29 protein-coding genes, 2 tRNA genes and 2 pseudogenes are annotated in these 17,079 nt (G+C 42.2%); all 33 read left to right on the top strand.

All coding sequences use genetic code 4. From position 1 onward, the window contains the following. Positions 1 to 19: 19 nt before the first annotated feature. The 33 genes and pseudogenes from mgtE to CSH31_RS01695 all read left to right on the top strand — a co-directional run bounded on the left by mgtE (position 20) and on the right by CSH31_RS01695 (position 17,062). On the top strand, positions 20 to 1,408 hold the full coding sequence (gene mgtE / locus CSH31_RS01870) for a magnesium transporter (RefSeq protein WP_128008641.1): 1,389 nt from the start codon (positions 20 to 22) through the stop codon (positions 1,406 to 1,408). A 355-nt stretch (positions 1,409 to 1,763) separates the two neighbouring features. Beyond that, positions 1,764 to 1,854: transfer RNA gene (locus CSH31_RS01865), tRNA-Ser, on the top strand. Between the two features lie 48 nt (positions 1,855 to 1,902). Then, positions 1,903 to 2,814, top strand: a complete 912-nt coding sequence (locus CSH31_RS01860) for a phospholipase D-like domain-containing protein (RefSeq protein ID WP_128008640.1) — start codon at positions 1,903 to 1,905, stop codon at positions 2,812 to 2,814. 135 nt (positions 2,815 to 2,949) lie between these two features. Beyond that, entirely contained in the window at positions 2,950 to 3,324 is a 375-nt protein-coding gene (locus CSH31_RS01855; RefSeq protein ID WP_128008639.1) for a phospholipase D-like domain-containing protein, read from the top strand. A gap of 123 nt (positions 3,325 to 3,447) precedes the next feature. Further along, positions 3,448 to 3,710: pseudogene (locus CSH31_RS01850) on the top strand (HPr family phosphocarrier protein). Further along, the gene (gene ptsP, locus CSH31_RS01845; RefSeq protein WP_345775173.1) at positions 3,652 to 5,253 is read left to right on the top strand and encodes a phosphoenolpyruvate--protein phosphotransferase; all 1,602 of its coding nucleotides are present in this window, start codon (positions 3,652 to 3,654) and stop codon (positions 5,251 to 5,253) included. Before CSH31_RS01850 ends, ptsP begins: the two are co-directional and overlap by 59 nt. A gap of 26 nt (positions 5,254 to 5,279) precedes the next feature. Continuing rightward, entirely contained in the window at positions 5,280 to 5,426 is a 147-nt protein-coding gene (locus CSH31_RS04380) for a hypothetical protein (protein WP_161565672.1), read from the top strand. 29 nt (positions 5,427 to 5,455) lie between these two features. Next, positions 5,456 to 5,530, top strand: a tRNA-Gly gene (locus tag CSH31_RS01835). Positions 5,531 to 5,578: 48 nt separating this feature from the next. Next, positions 5,579 to 5,755 carry a hypothetical protein gene (locus tag CSH31_RS04375; protein ID WP_161565671.1) on the top strand — a complete coding sequence of 59 codons (177 nt, stop codon included), beginning with the start codon at positions 5,579 to 5,581 and terminating at the stop codon, positions 5,753 to 5,755. 260 nt (positions 5,756 to 6,015) lie between these two features. Further along, on the top strand, positions 6,016 to 6,213 hold the full coding sequence (locus CSH31_RS01825; RefSeq protein ID WP_128008635.1) for a hypothetical protein: 198 nt from the start codon (positions 6,016 to 6,018) through the stop codon (positions 6,211 to 6,213). A gap of 389 nt (positions 6,214 to 6,602) precedes the next feature. Next, a complete protein-coding gene (locus CSH31_RS01815) occupies positions 6,603 to 7,145 on the top strand; it encodes a glycosyltransferase (RefSeq protein ID WP_161565670.1) in 543 nt (180 codons plus the stop codon). A gap of 382 nt (positions 7,146 to 7,527) precedes the next feature. After that, a complete protein-coding gene (locus tag CSH31_RS01810; RefSeq protein WP_128008633.1) occupies positions 7,528 to 7,917 on the top strand; it encodes a hypothetical protein in 390 nt (129 codons plus the stop codon). A 3-nt stretch (positions 7,918 to 7,920) separates the two neighbouring features. Next, positions 7,921 to 8,535 (top strand): hypothetical protein, encoded by a 615-nt coding sequence (locus CSH31_RS01805; RefSeq protein ID WP_128008632.1) that lies wholly within the window; start codon positions 7,921 to 7,923, stop codon positions 8,533 to 8,535. An 88-nt stretch (positions 8,536 to 8,623) separates the two neighbouring features. Continuing rightward, positions 8,624 to 8,896, top strand: a complete 273-nt coding sequence (locus CSH31_RS01795) for a hypothetical protein (protein WP_161565669.1) — start codon at positions 8,624 to 8,626, stop codon at positions 8,894 to 8,896. 19 nt (positions 8,897 to 8,915) lie between these two features. Next, positions 8,916 to 9,074 carry a hypothetical protein gene (locus CSH31_RS04370; protein ID WP_161565668.1) on the top strand — a complete coding sequence of 53 codons (159 nt, stop codon included), beginning with the start codon at positions 8,916 to 8,918 and terminating at the stop codon, positions 9,072 to 9,074. Between the two features lie 163 nt (positions 9,075 to 9,237). Next, entirely contained in the window at positions 9,238 to 9,453 is a 216-nt protein-coding gene (locus tag CSH31_RS01785) for a hypothetical protein (RefSeq protein WP_128008629.1), read from the top strand. Between the two features lie 1,145 nt (positions 9,454 to 10,598). Continuing rightward, positions 10,599 to 10,793: a hypothetical protein gene (locus CSH31_RS01780; protein ID WP_128008628.1), complete on the top strand. Its 195-nt coding sequence runs from the start codon at positions 10,599 to 10,601 to the stop codon at positions 10,791 to 10,793. A 238-nt stretch (positions 10,794 to 11,031) separates the two neighbouring features. After that, on the top strand, positions 11,032 to 11,301 hold the full coding sequence (locus CSH31_RS01775; RefSeq protein WP_148669002.1) for a hypothetical protein: 270 nt from the start codon (positions 11,032 to 11,034) through the stop codon (positions 11,299 to 11,301). Beyond that, positions 11,291 to 11,440, top strand: coding sequence for a hypothetical protein (locus CSH31_RS01770; protein WP_236630690.1), 150 nt, complete (start codon positions 11,291 to 11,293; stop codon positions 11,438 to 11,440). Before CSH31_RS01775 ends, CSH31_RS01770 begins: the two co-directional genes overlap by 11 nt. Further along, a complete protein-coding gene (locus CSH31_RS01765; RefSeq protein WP_161565664.1) occupies positions 11,409 to 11,873 on the top strand; it encodes a hypothetical protein in 465 nt (154 codons plus the stop codon). The genes CSH31_RS01770 and CSH31_RS01765 overlap by 32 nt, the downstream gene beginning before the upstream one ends. After that, positions 11,864 to 12,265 (top strand): hypothetical protein, encoded by a 402-nt coding sequence (locus tag CSH31_RS01760; RefSeq protein WP_161565663.1) that lies wholly within the window; start codon positions 11,864 to 11,866, stop codon positions 12,263 to 12,265. Before CSH31_RS01765 ends, CSH31_RS01760 begins: the two co-directional genes overlap by 10 nt. Positions 12,266 to 12,440: 175 nt before the next feature. After that, positions 12,441 to 12,851, top strand: a pseudogene (locus CSH31_RS01750) (hypothetical protein); the annotation flags it as partial. Then, a complete protein-coding gene (locus CSH31_RS04365; RefSeq protein ID WP_161565662.1) occupies positions 12,835 to 12,975 on the top strand; it encodes a hypothetical protein in 141 nt (46 codons plus the stop codon). The pseudogene CSH31_RS01750 and the gene CSH31_RS04365, both read left to right, overlap by 17 nt. Before the next feature lie 104 nt (positions 12,976 to 13,079). Next, positions 13,080 to 13,340 carry a hypothetical protein gene (locus CSH31_RS01740; protein ID WP_128008621.1) on the top strand — a complete coding sequence of 87 codons (261 nt, stop codon included), beginning with the start codon at positions 13,080 to 13,082 and terminating at the stop codon, positions 13,338 to 13,340. Further along, on the top strand, positions 13,295 to 13,654 hold the full coding sequence (locus CSH31_RS01735; protein ID WP_161565661.1) for a YihY/virulence factor BrkB family protein: 360 nt from the start codon (positions 13,295 to 13,297) through the stop codon (positions 13,652 to 13,654). The genes CSH31_RS01740 and CSH31_RS01735 overlap by 46 nt, the downstream gene beginning before the upstream one ends. A gap of 84 nt (positions 13,655 to 13,738) precedes the next feature. Next, positions 13,739 to 13,903 (top strand): hypothetical protein, encoded by a 165-nt coding sequence (locus CSH31_RS04360; RefSeq protein ID WP_161565660.1) that lies wholly within the window; start codon positions 13,739 to 13,741, stop codon positions 13,901 to 13,903. A gap of 187 nt (positions 13,904 to 14,090) precedes the next feature. Further along, entirely contained in the window at positions 14,091 to 14,411 is a 321-nt protein-coding gene (locus tag CSH31_RS01730) for a hypothetical protein (protein ID WP_161565659.1), read from the top strand. Next, on the top strand, positions 14,387 to 14,734 hold the full coding sequence (locus tag CSH31_RS01725) for a hypothetical protein (protein ID WP_161565658.1): 348 nt from the start codon (positions 14,387 to 14,389) through the stop codon (positions 14,732 to 14,734). The genes CSH31_RS01730 and CSH31_RS01725 overlap by 25 nt, the downstream gene beginning before the upstream one ends. Before the next feature lie 21 nt (positions 14,735 to 14,755). Further along, the gene (gene cas9, locus CSH31_RS01720; RefSeq protein WP_128008617.1) at positions 14,756 to 15,697 is read left to right on the top strand and encodes a type II CRISPR RNA-guided endonuclease Cas9; all 942 of its coding nucleotides are present in this window, start codon (positions 14,756 to 14,758) and stop codon (positions 15,695 to 15,697) included. Beyond that, positions 15,586 to 16,056, top strand: coding sequence for a type II CRISPR RNA-guided endonuclease Cas9 (gene cas9 / locus CSH31_RS01715; protein WP_128008616.1), 471 nt, complete (start codon positions 15,586 to 15,588; stop codon positions 16,054 to 16,056). Before cas9 (CSH31_RS01720) ends, cas9 (CSH31_RS01715) begins: the two co-directional genes overlap by 112 nt. A 30-nt stretch (positions 16,057 to 16,086) precedes the next feature. Further along, positions 16,087 to 16,509: a hypothetical protein gene (locus CSH31_RS01705; RefSeq protein ID WP_128008615.1), complete on the top strand. Its 423-nt coding sequence runs from the start codon at positions 16,087 to 16,089 to the stop codon at positions 16,507 to 16,509. Positions 16,510 to 16,523: 14 nt separating this feature from the next. After that, on the top strand, positions 16,524 to 16,853 hold the full coding sequence (locus tag CSH31_RS01700) for a hypothetical protein (RefSeq protein WP_128008614.1): 330 nt from the start codon (positions 16,524 to 16,526) through the stop codon (positions 16,851 to 16,853). Next, positions 16,805 to 17,062, top strand: coding sequence for a hypothetical protein (locus CSH31_RS01695; RefSeq protein WP_128008613.1), 258 nt, complete (start codon positions 16,805 to 16,807; stop codon positions 17,060 to 17,062). Before CSH31_RS01700 ends, CSH31_RS01695 begins: the two co-directional genes overlap by 49 nt. Positions 17,063 to 17,079: the final 17 nt, after the last annotated feature.

The following is a 17,079-nucleotide window of genomic DNA, read 5'->3' as shown; positions in this document are numbered from 1 at the left end:
TCAGTTAAACGAGCCACCAATGACTTTACAAGCCGCCATCAAAGCCAAAAATGTTCCGCAAATTCGTAAAATCACCAAAGTTACTCCCGTTGCCGACATAGTTAAAATGCTCAAAGAGTTCACTCCGACCGAACGAGTGCTCTACTTTCGACTTTTAAACACGACTAGTCAGTCGGACATTTTTGCTGCGCTTGACCCTGATTTCCAAGAGGAGTTAGTCAGTTCTTTTACCGATTCGGAAATTAAAACTATCGTGGGCGAACTTTACACCGACGACATTGCCGACCTTGTTGAAGAGGTGCCAATTGAACTAGCTAAGCGAATTCTTTCGCTAGCAACCGACAAAGAGACTAAGGAGAGCATCAACAAAATTCTCCGCTACCACGACAATCAAATCGGTTCAATTATGTCGGTTGACATCGTTTTGCTGCGTCAAACTTTCACGACTAAGAAAGCGCTTGAAACAATTAAAGAAGAAAAAAGCGAAGCTCGGCTAGCCCACTATTTTTGCGTCGTTAATGCGCGCAACCAACTGGTTGGTTACGTGGCTTTGGAAGATCTTGTCTTTGCTAAAGCTGACACGAAGATTCAAAAACTCGTCCGCCCAGTTAGCACCGAACTCCGTACAACTACCCACAAAGAAGACGCTGCGATTATTTTTGCTGAGCAAGACATGTCGGTTCTACCAGTTTTAAACACCCAAAAAGAGGTGGTTGGAATGGTTTTTGCCGACGACATGATTGACGTAATTAAAGAGATTGCCATCGACGACTTTCGTAAGTTTGCTGGAGTTAGTGGGACTGAGGAAAAAAACTTACACCGAAACGTCGGTTTTTACCACTTACCGTTCCGGATGATTTGACTCTTAATTTTGATGCTTTCATCAACGGTAGCTTCAATTTTTATTGACATTTTCAAAAATGTTTCCCAGTTGCGACTTGGTTCGGTCTTAACTTCGGCGTTAGTCGCGATTATCCCTGTCGTGATGGACGCGGCTGGAAATGCTGGCACGCAAACATCCACTTTGGTAATCCGAGGTTTAGCCGTTGGCGACATTACGACCAAAGATTATTTGAAAGTCGTTTGCAAAGAACTACTTGTTTCGATGCTGATCGGTTTTTCTTTGGCTATTTTTAACTTTGTGCGGCTAATCATTTACTACTCAATTTCGGGCGATATTCACGACAGCGATTTTATCCTGCTGGCTTTCACCTCTTCGTTAGCGCTTTGGATCGTGATTGTGATTGCGAAAACCGTCGGTTCAATCATCCCGCTTTTAGCTAAGAAAGTCGGTCTTGATCCGGCGCTTTTATCGGGTCCGCTGATTACAACTGTTATTGATGCGGTGGCCACTTTGGTTCTATTTGGTATTTCAATCGGCATCCTTTCGTCGATCGGAGTTATCTAGCAAAATTTCCAAAATTGGGAATATAAATTTCCAGTTTTCAGTTTGTCTATAATGAAGGGGCACTAAGAAAATGGGTGCCAAATCAAACTAGACGGCTTATTCGTTACTCCTACTCGCTTTTCATTCTTATCTTAGAGTTCAATTAAAGTAGTTATTTGTCCGTTATATCCCTATCGTTGCCTTGGTCTATTTAGCCATCAGCGTTAAGTTAGAGCCTAGGTTTAAAGCATTCCCTTGATGTACTCTTGATTTGGCCACTTCTTAGTGAGGACCACCACTCACCGGGTGGTTTTTTTTGCGGCCCTAAGCCTGGTCCGGCAGCGGGTTTGTAGTATCATGTAAGTAATTATTTTCCGGGTCAGTACTCAAATTGGTTAAGAGGCGTCCCTGCTAAGGACGTAGATCACTTCCGTGATGTGGAGGTTCGAGCCCTCTCTGGCCCGCCATTTTTTTTAGCCCCTGGCTAATTAGGAAGATTTTATAATTATGAGGGTATGCATTACTTAAGACGCGGGCTAAGAACAACGGGCATTTATTTCGTTTTGCTGTTTTTGTTTCTAGGTGGTATTTACCTAGTTTATTTTTTGGCTCAGCAAGGCGTTTCGCCGTGGGCTAGCGGCGTAGTTTTAATTTACGTTTTATCGGTTGTGACAGGTCTTGCGCTTTTTAGTCAGCGCCGCAACAAATACGTTAAATTATCTTGACTGCTAGTGTTTATTCTTTTGCCATTGGTCGGACCACTTCTTTTTTTGCTCTTCGGACTACGTTATTCGGAACGAACCAGTTTAGATATTTACCGCCAAAAGCAAAATTTTAAACACGAAATCACCGATTTAAACACTTCCTTACCAACGCGTCAGGAACTTTTTAATAACCAAAGCAAACTTTCTAACCGCGGTATTTACCGGGGTAATTTTGAAGTTTTTGCGAGCGGGCCCCAAAGTTTTGAACAAATTTTTGCGGACATCAAAAAGGCCCAGCATTTTATTCACGTTAATTACTACATCATTAAAGCTGGCGAAATTTACGACCAGTTCCGGGCGCTAATCGTTGAAAAAGTGCGCGCTGGAGTCAAAGTACGCATGATCATTGATGACATTGGGCGTTGGGGCTTGCCGTGGTACGAAATGAAATTTTTACGTCAGCAAGGAGTAGAAATTCGGATTTTGAACCGGATTCACTTTCCTTTCATAGGATCAAACAACACTTACCGCAACCACCGCAAACTAATCATTATTGACGGCCGAATTGTTCACACCGGCGGAGCTAACATCGGCGATGAATACGCTAACCTAGACAAGCGTTTTGGCGTTTGACTAGATTACAAGGCGCGGATTACCGGTCCAATCGTTCGTTCTTATTCGCTGCTTTTTTTGGGCGATTGGAATTCGATTGGTCCGCCCTAGAGCCGCTTGAGTCTTACCTTTTGGAAGACAAAAGTGGCGGGAATTCTTGGCCGTGTTAGTGGAAGATGGACCTGAAATTGACGATAATCCGCTGGAAAGTTCGGTTGTGAGTTGGATTTTTAACGCTCACAAAAAATTCAAATTGTCACTCCTTATTTCATTCCAACCCACGCTTTGCTCGGAGCTCTTAAAGCGGCGACTTTACGTGGCGTGGAAGTGGAGATTTTTATTCCTGGTTTGCCCGATAAAAAGAGTATTTACACGGCCACGCTTTTTTGGCTTAGTCAACTCAAACCTTATGGCGTCAAAGTCTACCAGGCACGCGAGATGATTTTGCACGCTAAAATTGGTTTGTTTGACGACCAGTACGCTTACCTTGGGACATTCAACTTTGATTTTCGCTCCATGAACTCCCAGTTTGAATGCAGCGCCTTAGTGCAGGGAGAAGCCGCTCAACAAGTGGGAGCTTTAATTGAGCATTACCGCCGTCTTTCGAGTTTGTTGAGTTAAGTGATTTAAAACAAAAACGCTTGCGTCGCTGATTCATTAGCGTCTTAGCACTCTTTTTTGCACCGGCTATGTAGTCTGTTATAATTTTTTCAAACCTAGTAGTTCAGCGGAAAAGAAGGAAATATGGCATCTTTTGAAGCAAAAATTATTGATCCAGTTGGTTGCACGCTCGACCGGCTGCGCTAGTGGTCGGAGTGGCTTCAAAGTTTAAAAGCGACGCTACGATTGGTGCTAACGAGCGCAATGGTAACTTGAAGTCCATAATGAATGTGATGGCTTTAGGCGTGAAAAAGGGCGACGTAGTTCGCGTGGAAACGCTTGGGGACGATGCTGACCAGGCGATCGTGGCAATTAAAAAGGCGATGCAAGAAAACCGTCTCATTTAAGCAGACTATGGTACTGAAGGGAATCGGAAGTTCAAATGGTATCGCGGTGGGAAATGCGCTCGTTTTAAGCGAGCAAAAATTAAAAATTACCGCTTCTCCGGCTGATAGTCAAACCGAAATAACTCGCTTTCGCCAAGCGGTCAAGCAAATCGTTAACCAAATTAGCGTTTTAGAAAAACAGAGCCGGGCTCAATCAGATACTTCGCAAGCCGACATTTTAGAGGCTCACCGCTCAATTGCTCAAGATCCAAGTTTGTTAGGCGAAGTTGAAACTTTAATCAAAGACAAAAAGACCAATGCACTTTGAGCGCTTGACCAAGTTAGCAGCAAGTGGGTGACGCTTTTTGCAAACATGGAAGACGCTTACATGCGCGAGCGAGCGAGCGACATTAAGGATGTTGCTAATCAAATCGCTTTTGCGCTGGCAGGTGTTAAGCGGGTAGATCTTTCGCAAATCAAAAAACCAGTTGTAATTGTGGCCCACGACATTACACCTTCCCAAAGCGCTCAAATGAACGATCAAGTTTTAGCTTTTGCCACCGAAATTGGTGGTCAAACTTCCCACGCGGCAATTATTGCCCGAGCCCGCCAAATTCCGGCTGTGCTTGGCGTTAGCAATTTACTCAAGAAAATAAAAACTGGCGATCCAGTCGCGATTGATGGCGAAACTGGCATGGTGATTGTAAAACCAACGCTTGAGGAAAAAAAACGTCTGCAAACTAAAATGATTGCGGCGGAAGTTCAACGCGCTAGCGCAGAGAAGTTTCGCGGCAAAAAAACTTGCACGTTAGATAGCCATCAAGTTGAGTTAGCGGCTAACATCAGTTCTTTGGAGGATCTTGAGAAAGTTCTAACTAACGACGCCGAAGGGATTGGACTTTTTCGCTCAGAGTTTATTTACATGCACAGCCAACATTGGCCAAGCGAAGAAGAGCAGTACAAGATTTACCGGCAAATTTTAAAAAAAATGGCGCCCCGACCAGTGGTGGTACGCACGCTTGACATCGGAGGCGACAAGACGTTGGCTTATCACAAGTTCCCGGTCGAAGACAATCCTTTCCTGGGTAATCGAGCGGTCCGTTTTTCTTTAGACAAGCCCGATATTTTCCGAACCCAGCTTAGAGCTTTAATTCGTGCTTCGATCCACGGCAACTTGGCGATTATGTTTCCGATGATAGCTACGTTAGAAGAATTTCTAGCGGCTAAGAAAATTTACCAAAGCGTTTACAACTCGCTAGTTAAAGCGGGCACAAAGGTGGCCAAGCGAATTCAAGTTGGAATGATGGTTGAAATTCCAGCCGCGGCAGTTTTATCGGAGCAGTTTGCCCGCCACGCTGATTTTCTTTCAATCGGTACCAACGATTTAATTCAGTACAGCATGGCCCACGATCGCATGAACCAAAAAGTCGCTACCTTTACCAACCGCTCAACCCCATCGATTTTGCATTTAATTAGGGCTACGATTGAGGGCGGTCACAAACACAACAAGTGGGTTGGTATGTGTGGTGAGATGGCTGGCGACAAAGGGCAATTCCGATTTTAATTGGCCTTGGTTTAGATGAGTTTTCAATGGGGGCCGAATCAATTTTGACGGCTCGCCAACAAATCGCCCGTCTGACCCAAGTTGAAGCGGTTAAATTAGCCCAAAAATCGCTTGTTTGTGCGAGTGAAAAAGAAGTTTTAGCGCTGGTTGAGCAATTCATGCGCGAGCATTAAATTGGTGCTATAATGGAAAAGTTCTTTCCGCAAGTGTAGTTTAATGGCTAGAATTTCTGGCTTCCAACCAGACGATGCGGGTTCGATTCCCGTCACTTGCTCCATCGTATTATTACGGCCAAATTAACCTTTTTAAAGTAGTTTTAATCGTGATGTTAAAATGAACCGCCAACTCTGATGACGAAGGTCGCACGCTATTTAAGTTTTTACGGAAAATGTTGCCCGACGTACCAGTCAGTCGGATTGAGCGGCTTTTTCGTCAGCGCGACTTAACTTTAAATAGTCAACGCCAAGTTGCAAAAACTACCAACTACAAAGCGGAGATTTAATTGTTGTTTACGGTCTTAAAAAGCCGACGCTTCGCCTAAATCTTTTCTTCGGCGTCCACCAACTTTTAAACTTGTTTACGAAGATCAAAACATTTTAGTCGTTAGCAAACCGGCCGGGTTAATTGTTCACGGAAAGAGCGATAACTTGGACGAGCAAGTTTTAACTTACTTACGTTTTAAGGCAACTCAAGTTTTCGTCCTTCTCACGTTGGTCGGCTAGACCAAGAGACTTCCGGACTAATTATTTACGCAAAGAATTATTGGCTTTAACCAGACTCAATGCTCAACAAGATCAAATTGAAAAAACCTACCTTCTTAAAACTGACCGTCCCGTTAACCAAGAGATCAGTTTGAAATTGGCAGATGATCGCCAAAAAGGTCGCCAAAAAGTTGCTGCCCAAGGGAAAGATCAGTCAAACAGTTTTTGAAACGAAAAGGCCAGCAATTCGCGCAGTTAAAAACTGGTCGAAAACACCAAATTAGAGTTACTTTGGCAGAGCTAGGTCAACCGATTTGAGGCGATAAAAAGTACGGCGGTAAACCAGCCAAACGTCTTTATTTGCACTGCTACCGAATTAAGTTCTCTAGTTTAAACCTCCGTTAGATTACTTAAAAGATTTACAAATTAGCGACAACCCTCAATGGTAGGGAAGCTTCAAGTTTTTAGCCCGAAATTATCATGGGCGAAATAATTGGATGACATCAAACATTATTGGTTGCAGTTTTGTAGTTCCGCTGTAATTCAAGACAAAAATGCTTCAAAGCGCCAAAAGACATAGACTAATGTTCAGCAAATGTTTCTATAATAAAAGTATGAAAGTTTTGTTGGTTATCCCGGTTGTCAACGTTGAAAAAAACGATTTTACAAGTCGTGGAACAAATCCAAAAGGCCAATCCAAAAGTTGACTATTTAGTCGTTGACCACGGGTCTACCGATCGCACGATTGATTTGTTAGACAACAACAAAATGACTTACCTTTCAACACCCCTACCAACCAGTTACAGTCAAGCTTTTAAGATTGGTTTGCGCTACGCCCAAGCTCAGGAGTACCAGGCCGTGGTTGAGTTTGACGGATCCAACTTTTTTGAAGTAAGCGACATCCAAAAATTGACCAAGCAGGCTCAAAAAAATGACTTTGTTTTGGCTACGCGTTTTACCGACGCCAAGCGGTCTAAAAAAAGGCGTTGATCCGACAAAATCCTAACTTGAGCGCTCAAGCGTTCAACTAGACGCTACATTTCCGACCCGGTTTTACGCTTTCGTCTTTTTCAAATTGAAAACGCTGGAAACACTAATTCGGGATGACACTTGGTCAGGACCCGACGCAATTGCTTTATTATTAATGAACCAGTATCTTTTTACCGAAGTAGGCGTAAATTTGAAAATTAATCCTCTGAAACGGAAATACTCCGGACTTTATCCCACGCGCTGACGAAGGTGGATGCAAGTTTTGAGGTGGTTGATATCAATTTTAGTTGTTCAACGTTTGAAAAGGGGCCCGTCTAACCATGAATAATCTCCCAGATTTACGAATTCAAATTGGCGTGTGATCGGAATTAGCATGCCGACACTGCTCCTTGGCTCTGGCGCTAGCCACTTTGGTTTGATTTTTTGTTGAAATAAAACGCAAGCGTGTGCAACTCAAGTCAATGATTACTTGGTTAGTTTTAAACTGCGTTTACACCTTGGCCGTGATTTACATTTTCATCGTTCAAATGTTGCAAATTTTTGGCTACGTTGCACCCAACCTTTTCAGCCTTTTTGCTTTTACGTGTTTGGCCTCGAACTGCCCCACGGCATGGAATGAGTTTTTCTCTGGATTTTTGGTCTGTTAATTTACATCTTGATTAAAACTTTAGTCAACTACATCCGTTTAACTGGTTTAGACCAGCGGATTGATTACTTAAATCAGGAGTTAGCGATTTTGAAAGGTAAAGTTAACCGCACGGCTGATTTTGCCAAAATACCGCTCACGGTTACGCCTTTAACACCGCGCGAGGTTAAACTTAAGCTCAAGGATCGTCTTCGTAAAATGCGAGCCGAAGTCAAAATTGAGAAACAGATTCAGAGTCTTGAAAAGCGTTACCGCAAAAAATCAATTAACTCTAAGAAGAACTCCTCGACTAGTCCTTTTAGCGCACAGACCTTGCCTTATAATTAGGCTATGAACGAAAAAAAGGCCGCCCAAAAGGTGGCTGAACTGCGCCGTAAACTGGAGCGCTGATCCAAGGAATACTACGAAAAAGATGCTCCCAGCGTAAGCGACGCTGTTTATGACGCAGCTTACTTACAACTTGAAAAGTTAGAGCAGCAATTTCCTAGTCTAGTTAGCCCCGATTCAATTACCCAGCGGATCGGCGGAAAAGTTGACCAGCGTTTTCAAAAAGTCGCCCACAGCAACCAATGATGTCGCTTGGCTAACGCTTTTGATGAGGCGGATTTAATTCGTTTTGATCAGCACATAATGAATCAACTCGCCCGTAGTCAACCGCTTGAATATGTTTGCGAACTTAAAATTGATGGCGTTTCAATTGCGCTCATTTACCGCCAAGGCATCTTAACCCAAGCGTTAACGCGCGGCGATGGATTAGTGGGCGAAGATGTTACTCACAACGTTAAAATGATCGCTGACATTCCGTATCAAATCCCTCCAAACAAGAGGTTGAGTTTCGCGGTGAAATTTACCTTAGCCACCAAGTTTTTAACCAACTTAACTCCCAGACCGATCAGCGCTTTGCTAACCCGCGCAATGCCGCGGCTGGCACGCTTAGGCAACTAGATGCCAAGGTGGTCCAAAAGCGCCGGTTAAACGCTTTTTTTTATGCGCTAGTTAATCCTTTGGCACACCAATTACCTGGTCAAAAGATGTGCTTGACTTTATTGACTTTATCAAAAGTCAGGGGCTACCGATTGAGCCTCACGGCCAAGTAGTTGTTGGTATCAAGGCGGCGGTTAAACAAACGCAAAAACTGGCCGACCAAGCTAAAAAGTTAATATTACGACACGACGGAGTTGTTATCAAAGTTAATGACTTAAAACTTTACGAGGACATTGGCAGACTGCCAAGTATCAAGTCAATGATCGCTTATAAATTTGCCGAAGAAGTTGGCCAAACCAAAGTTAAACGCGATTTTTCCTAGCATTGGTCGAACGGGTGATGTGAAAAAGTTAATATTACGACACGACGGAGTTGTTATCAAAGTTAATGACTTAAAACTTTACGAGGACATTGGCAGACTGCCAAGTATCAAGTCAATGATCGCTTATAAATTTGCCGAAGAAGTTGGCCAAACCAAAGTTAAACGCGATTTTTCCTAGCATTGGTCGAACGGGTGATGTGACTTATAACGCCAATAGAGCAATTCGCTTAGCGGGTACGATTGTCAGCGCGGCTACGCTCCATAATGCTGACTACGTAGCGAGCGCAACATTTACGTGGGGGATGTAGTAAAAGTGAAAAAGTCAGCGCGATTATTCTCGCGTGCTCGGAGTTGCGCGCAAAGTCAACTCTCAGCCTTGGCAGAAGCGACCCATTGCCCGCGCTGTCAAATACGCGTCTTTTAAGATTAACGGCGAAGTGGACAGTATTGTCCTAAATCAACTGTCCGGCCGCATTTTAGCTAGCCTTGAACACTTTGTTTCCAAGGGAGCGATGGACATTCCGGGTCTTTCCACATGATTTAGAGTTATTTTTTAAGCGAAAAATTGGTCAGCGATTTACTCTCCATTTTTGCTTTGGAACCCAGCGAGACCGCATTTTAGAACTACCTAAGTTCAGCGATAAATCACTGCTAACTTCTAAAGCATTGAAGAGCTAAAAGCGCCCGTTGCCAAGTTTATTTACGGACTAGGAATAATCGCCACGTCGGTGCAAAACGCGTCAAAATTCTAAGTCAGCGCTTGGTTCGTTAGATAATTTTAGCATCTGCCGAACCGCTCAAATTGAGCAAAATTTTAACTCTTGGCCCGGGTCACTAATTCAGTCCACAGTTTTTTTACCGCGACGCGGCTAACATTAAGATGTTAAGTAAGTTTGCCAACTCGGTTTAAAATAGAGCAGTCGGAAGTTCGCGGAAGTAAAATTTAGTTGGCGTTAACTTTGTTTTGACGCACCCTTATGTGCCCCGCGAAAAGTACGTTAGCATGATTGAAGCCAAGGCGGCAACGTGAAAGCGCCGTCACTCAAGCTAACTACTTAGTGGTTGGTCAAGATCGGGTTCCAAATTAGTTATAAGGCGAGCAGTTAAAAATTAAAGTTTATTGAGGGAAAAACAGCTCAAGAAAATTTTGCAGGAGGAAGTTTAGCATGGACCGGAGCCAAACTGACTAAAGTTGCCAATACTTAATGCTAGAAGTCAATTCTGAGGTGCTGGATATCAATTAGAGCAGGAGTACGAACTTTTAGAGACTAAAATTATCGCCTCAAAAAGGTTGATGTGAGCGGCGTAAATCGCTTGTTTGATTGGGCAAACTTGCCATTTTTAAATTTGCGAGTTGATGAGCCAATCACCAAATTGACGCGAAATTTGTCTAAAAAACGCTCCGAGCCAGCAAAACGGTTTGGTTAGTCTAAAAAAGGTGCTCTAGTGTTTAAACAAAAAGGCAACTTAGGTCAACGATTCATGAATCAAAATGATTCAAACCCAGCTTTAGTCTCTTTACAAAAGTGGAGTTTGGCGCCGGGCTGCTTAGTCAAGTTGTCGTCACAATCAAGAACTTTACGCAACTGCCGACGCGCGACTCAAGCCTCTTCTCGAATTTTGGTTGGTTTTGAGCCTGGTTATGACGCGCGGTTGTAACTAAATTGCGCCAAGCGGGAGCCGGCATTGTGCTAAAGTTCACATGGAACGAACTTGACTAGGTGGATGGGGAGCACTCGGCTGAGGAAAAATTAATAATCCGCTAGATTCAACTCGTATGCCCGGCGGATTTCATCGGGTTTGGTGGCAACTTTTGCAAAACATTGGTTTGGCGATTGGTTCAGACACGGGAACTCAGTTCGTTTACCAGCTTCTACTGCGGGCTAGTTGGTTTTAAACCTCTTACGGAGCGGTGTCGCGCTACGGCATGTTTGCTTCGCCTCTTCGTTAGACATCAGTCGGATGAATTACTCAAGTTAACAGACGCGATTGTGGCTAGCAAGCGCTTTTTGGTCAAGATCGCGTGATTTAACTACTAGGAAGTAGAGAGCGGCAGAAGTTCAATTGGTTAAACCAGCGAGTTGCTTTTTTAAACGATTACGGTCAACTATCGCCCACGGTTAAAAAAAGCCTACTTGGATTTGCAAGACAAGTTAAACAAGGATGGCGTCAAAACTGAGGTTGTCAATTTAGAGCAAGAGACTTTTTGAACTAATTGACCCAATTACGAAGTAATTTCTTACTCATTAATTCTTCGCCGCTTAATTCACGACCGCTACAACCAAATTTTTGACCATTACGATGTCCTAGTTTTTCCAACCACGACTTTTGCGCCGACTTGAGAAAGCGGTAAACCAAATGTTTGAACTAGTGAGTACTGCGCCGTTTCAAAATTTGGTTGGTAACCCGTCGGTTTCAATTCCCTTTACTAGGGAAGAAGGCATGCCGGTCGGACTACTGTTGGACGCGAAAATTTACCACGACAAAAAACTGCTTTCCCACGCGCTTTACTTTGAAAAACTGATCGGAGCAAAGCGTGACTAAAAATTACCAAGTACGAATCGGCATCGAGATTCACCTAGAGCTGAACACTAAAACGAAAATGTTTTCCGGTTCGCCCGTTGATTTTGCCGCTGAGCCAAACACTTTGATTAACGAAATTGATTTAGGCTACCCGGGCACTTTGCCAACTGTTAACCAAGCGGCGGTTGAAAAAGCGATTCAGCTCGCTAAGGCGCTAGAGATGCAACTTGCAGATCAGTTAAAGTTTGATCGGAAAAACTACTTTTATCCGGACTTGCCCAAGGGCTACCAAATAACCCACAATTTTGAACCGATTGCCACGAAGGGAATTTTGCACTTGAGAAACGAAAAAAAAAGTTCGAATTACCCGGATTCACCTTGAAGAAGACACGGCGCGCTCAACACCATCAAGCGAATTGACTTGCTTGACTACAACCGCGCAGAGTGCCGCTAATTGAAATTGTCAGCGAACCAGATTTATCTAGTGCTCAAGAGGCTCATGAATACGTAAATTTAATTCGCCTAATTGCTCAAACGCTTAACATTTCCGATGCCAAAATGGAAGAAGGATCGCTGCGGGCAGACATTAACATCTCTCTTAACAAGCCGCAATCTGATGGTTATGGGACTAAAGTGGAAATCAAAAACCTTAATTCTTTGCAAAACATTTTGAAGGCAGTTGAGTTTGAAACGCAAGTGCAGACCAAAACTTTAGATAGCGGTCAAAAAGTGGTTCAAGCTACTAAGCGTTTTTGATGAAGCAAGTGGCCAGACGGTGACTATGCGCGAAAAAACCGCTGCAATTGATTACAAATACTTTGCCGAACCAAACATTCCGCCGATTAAACTAGATCGCGCCTGGGTGAGCAAATTAAAATCGCCGAACTCCCTTGGCAAAAACGTTCACGGTACCAAAAACTTGGCGTTGAACCACAGTACATAGAACAGTTAGTGAGTAGCCCCGACAAAGCGCTTACTTTGATGCAGTTAACTTTATAATCATCAGCAAGGGGCGCGTCTATTTTTCAGTCATCTAATGGCTTTAGCTAATTACCAAAACCGCGGACTAGCAAATTTAAAAATTAAACCGACCGAATTTGGGGAACTTGTCAAGCTCGTTAGCCAAGGCGATTTGCCAATTGCTCAACTTAAACCAACTTTAATTAAGCTAGACCAGGGCCAAACCACGTTTGACCAAGTTGTTAAAGAGTCTAGAGCCCGCGAAAAGTTGGATCAAGGTCAAATCAGTGCGATAATTAAGAAAACCGTGCTTGCAAACCGGGAGTTCATTGGGAAAAAACTCTGACAAACCGGACAAAGTCGCTAACTTCTCGTTGGTCAAATCATGCGTGAAACCCGTGGTCAAGCCGATGCGAAAATGCTCAGCGAGTTAGTGCGGTTAGAATTGAAAACTAATGTTCAAAAGAAATAAGGGATTAGACGCTGGCTACGAAAAAACCCAAAAAATTAAGAAAAAGAAAAAACCGAAACAGTTCAAGTTAATTTCATCTTTGCTCGTTGATTCTCAGCGCAAATCCCCTTTTACGAAAAACTAATTAAATTCATCATTTTCATCGCTTTAAGAATTGTTGTCAAACCAAGTCGTTGGAGAGATCCGCAAAAAAACTTTGAAATCATTGACAGGACTTATAAGCGGATTATGTCTTCGGACTTTATTTACATTCCCTCTTCAATCGCTTTTTACTTAATCATGTCGTTTATGCCGATCATGACGATTATCATGTTCATTTACTCAATCCCTGGTTTTAAAGAATTCATTTCAACGGGTGATAGAGATCCGATTGCCGAGGTGCTGGGGAAGTTTATTCCTGGTATGAGGGACATCATCAGTCAAATTGGCGAGGCCGTTTCGGGTTGAACTACCAACTTAGGCACCGCTTTGCCATTTTGTTTTTCCTAATCATTACTACCTGAATTGCAGCGGGCGGATTTGCCAAACTAATTTACACCCAATCTTACCTTTACGAACACCGTTTTGTGGGCGGGTACTGGATGAATAAGTTTCGCGGCATGATGTTGGTTTTACAGTTCACGGTTATTTTGGCAATTGCTTTAACGATTAACATCATTGTGGACCGCGAAGTACACGCTTTGCCAATTGACCCGGTGGCGCAGGAAGCAATCATGTACATCTTTTTAATTTTTGGTCTTTTCGTTTTGATGCTGATGATGTTTCTTTTTTTCTACCGCTTTTCACCGCGTTTTTCAAATTAAAACTCGGCAAGTTTTGCCGGGTGCCATGGTTAGCGCTTTGCCGACTAGTTTGTTTTTAGCCGTTTTTGGAGCAATTGCTAACATGTGGAGTTACAGTCGTTATGCACCGTGGGAGCGATCATGTACATCGGCACATCTTCGCTGATCATTACTTACTTCATTTTTCTAGGCATCACTACCAACGCGTCTTACTACAAAACTTTTGTTGGTCCGCGAGTTGAGAACAAACGAACTTGGTCAAAAAAGTAATTATTGTCGCGCGTGGATAGTATATAGTTTTATTACGCAGCAAACCTGACTAACTTTGTCAGGCTAATTAGGGTGTATAAATGCAACAAGAACTAGCGCGTAAAAAAGTTAATATCGGACTTGATATTGGAATTGCTTCGGTTGTTGAGCGATTCTAGATGAAAATCTTAAAATAATTAAGCACGGAGTGCGATTGTTTGAAACGGTTGATGATCCAAAAGATCACCACTTAGAAAATCAAATTCGTCGCCAAAAAAGATCAGCTCGCCGACTTAAAAACCGTCGCAAAAATTTAAAACTTGATTACATCAAACTTTTAAAAAAAACACGGACTGATTGACTTAGAAATTGACGCGATGGATCGCGAGAGAAAGTATCTCTACGATTTGTTAACAAGTACATCGTTGATAAAGTTGAGGAAAAGGATTTCCAAGGATTGGACTTAAGTGCCGAGCAAAAAGGCAGCTCAAAACTTCTCGGGTGATGGTTTTGCGTAAGCGCGCTTTAACACAAAAACTTTCTCAAAACGATTTGATCCAGGTTCTTTACTGGTATTTAGCTCACCGTGGTAAAAAATACACGGTGGAAGATGACGATCAAGGATCGGATAAACCAGGTAAAAAGACCAAAGATTCTGCGTACAACGACTATTACGACAAAGATAAGTTGCCGATTGAAAAACCAGTGGGAGTGTTTTTTTGGCGGAAGGTTATTTCCGCAACGAGTTTAACCAAATTTCTGACGAAAAGACTACGACCAAGAATTGAAGAAGATTTTGGGTCAATCCACCCCAACATCAAATTTCCAAAAAGATTATTTAGAGTTATTTAATCGCCACCGCAGTTTTTGAGGTTGGTCCGGGACCAAAAGAAGGTTACGAAATGTTGGTCTAAAGAATTACCAGTTAATTCACCTTACAGTCGTTACTACATTGACAAAGAAACCGGAAAACTTGAATCTCACCCAAACATGTGAGCAAGAACGATTGGTAAGTGCACCTATTTGCCCGATCAAAACAGAGCACCTAAAAATAGTCTTACGGCTGAAGTGTTCAATTTACTAAACGATCTTAATAACGTTTGAATGGGCAATCCCGATAACAAATCTGATCGCACTCATTTATCGCTTCAAGACAAAATTAAGTGTTTAGAAATTGCCCTAAAAACAAAAGCTAACACCAACAAAATAATCGCTTATTTAATGGCGACTTACAACATGGAAGAACAAGACTTTAAAGGTTTTCGAGTTGAGGGCAAACACGGGGAATGAAAACCGCTTGTTACCCCATTGACTTCTTTCCATCTTGTGAACAATGTTTTGAAAAAATTTGATCGCGAGTTGAAATTAGACGATTTGTTTGATGGGCATCAGTTTAAATTAGAAATAGTTGACAATATAGTGGACGTATTTTCCGAGTTTAAAAGCGTCGAGGATCGCCGAGTTGAATTAAGTGAGATCAATTCACCTATCTTGAATAGAGAAATTATTGAGGAACTATCCCAAGTTAAAGGAGCTCGCTTCAGCGAAAATCACAGTCTTTCTTACAAGGCTATGCGCATGATGCTGCCAGAGTTATTGCAAACTAGTAAAAATCAAATGGAAATCGCCGAGGAAAACGATCTATTCCAAAAGAAAAGTCGCTTACAGGCGGGCGACAATCTCGTTTACCTACCTAAAAATGGATGGATGAATTGGTTGCTTCTCCCACAGTTAAACGTTCAATTCGACAGACTATTAATTTGCTTAATACAATTATCAAACAGCACAAAGAATATCAAGTTCAAAATGTCGTAATTGAAATGGCTCGTGAACATAATGGCAAACAGGCCAAGGAATCGATCAAAAATATCCAAAAATATTTGGCACAACGTAACGAACAGATTCGTGAACTTGTTGAACAAATTAAGGACCGAGCTGAAAAAGAGGGGTGATCATCGCGAGTAGAAGGCAAAGCGCTTCAAAAAGTTTGACTTTATGTTCAACAACATGGTCGTGATGCTTATGATGGTGAATTGCTTGACCTTGACAGAGTAGTTAAAGACTTTGGTTACACAGACATTGATCACATTATTCCTTATTCGCAGTCTTTGATGATTCGCGTCATAACAAAGTTTTGACCAAAAAAATTCATAATTCTCGCAAAGGTCAACTAACTCCCTTTCAATATTTGTCATCAGAAGAGTTTGCTCGCATGAAAAAAACAGTGAGCAATTTGATACGGCAAGGAAGGTCGTTTTGCTAAAACTGAAAAAAGACCAGGCGGGCAGCCATCTAAATATGAACTTATAACGTCAGAAGTTGATTATTCTGATCCAAACAACAATCATCGTTTCATTCAGCGTAATCTGGTGGATACGCGTTACGTTGCCAAAGAAGTGCTTGCAATTCTAAAAGAATTTGCTAAAACAGTTGAAGAGAATCATCCCTTCCACCAAGCAAAAGTTAAAACTATTAACGGAAAGGCACCAGTTATTTGCGCAAAATTGTTGACACTAAAAGGTATCCGCTGAAAAGACCAGATTGGGCCGAAAAAGACGGATCGCTTGATGAAAACGGCATCAAAATTCGTCAGTGGAATGGTCACCATGCCGAAGACGCTGTCCTAGTAACTCATTTAGCCTTGAGAAACCCAGGACTTGGTAAACTTATTGAAAAAATTGTCAGCAATCCTGCCGCAAGTGTTCAAGATGTGCTAGATGGAGTTAAACAAGGTACAAGTGAAAAAGTTGGCAAAATTTTTGATGAACACAATCGTGTTATGAAACCAAATGAAATTCGTGAAGATCTGAATGCAAACATGGAAAAAGTTCGTTTTTCTTACATGTTAATAAGAAAAATAACATACAACTGTTTAACGAAACTCTTTATGGTAGCAAAAAGGTGGATGGCAAGATTCACAAAGTGGTTAAAATTAATCTTGCTGATCCAACCACTAAGGTTGATGATCTAAAAAAAGTCTTTTCAGATGATTATAAATACACAGTTCCAATGAAAATCCATGATCCGAAAACATTTTTAGCATTGAGAACAATTTTCTTAAATGGCGGAGACAGCAATCCTTTTGTAAAATTGGCTGACGCACAAGGCAGAGTGCCAGTTATCTTTGAAAACAAAAAGGGACAGCAAATTACTAGAAAGTTAGCTCAATCAAGATTGTAAGAGAAGAAAAGCAGTTA

The sequence above is a fragment of the Mycoplasma sp. ATU-Cv-508 genome (assembly GCF_004011945.1).
In the GTDB taxonomy this organism is placed as follows: Bacteria; Bacillota_I; Bacilli_A; order Mycoplasmatales; family Metamycoplasmataceae; genus RYZV01.
The sequence above is the reverse complement of the archived record's forward strand: the minus strand, read 5'-3'. Positions and strand labels throughout refer to the sequence as shown.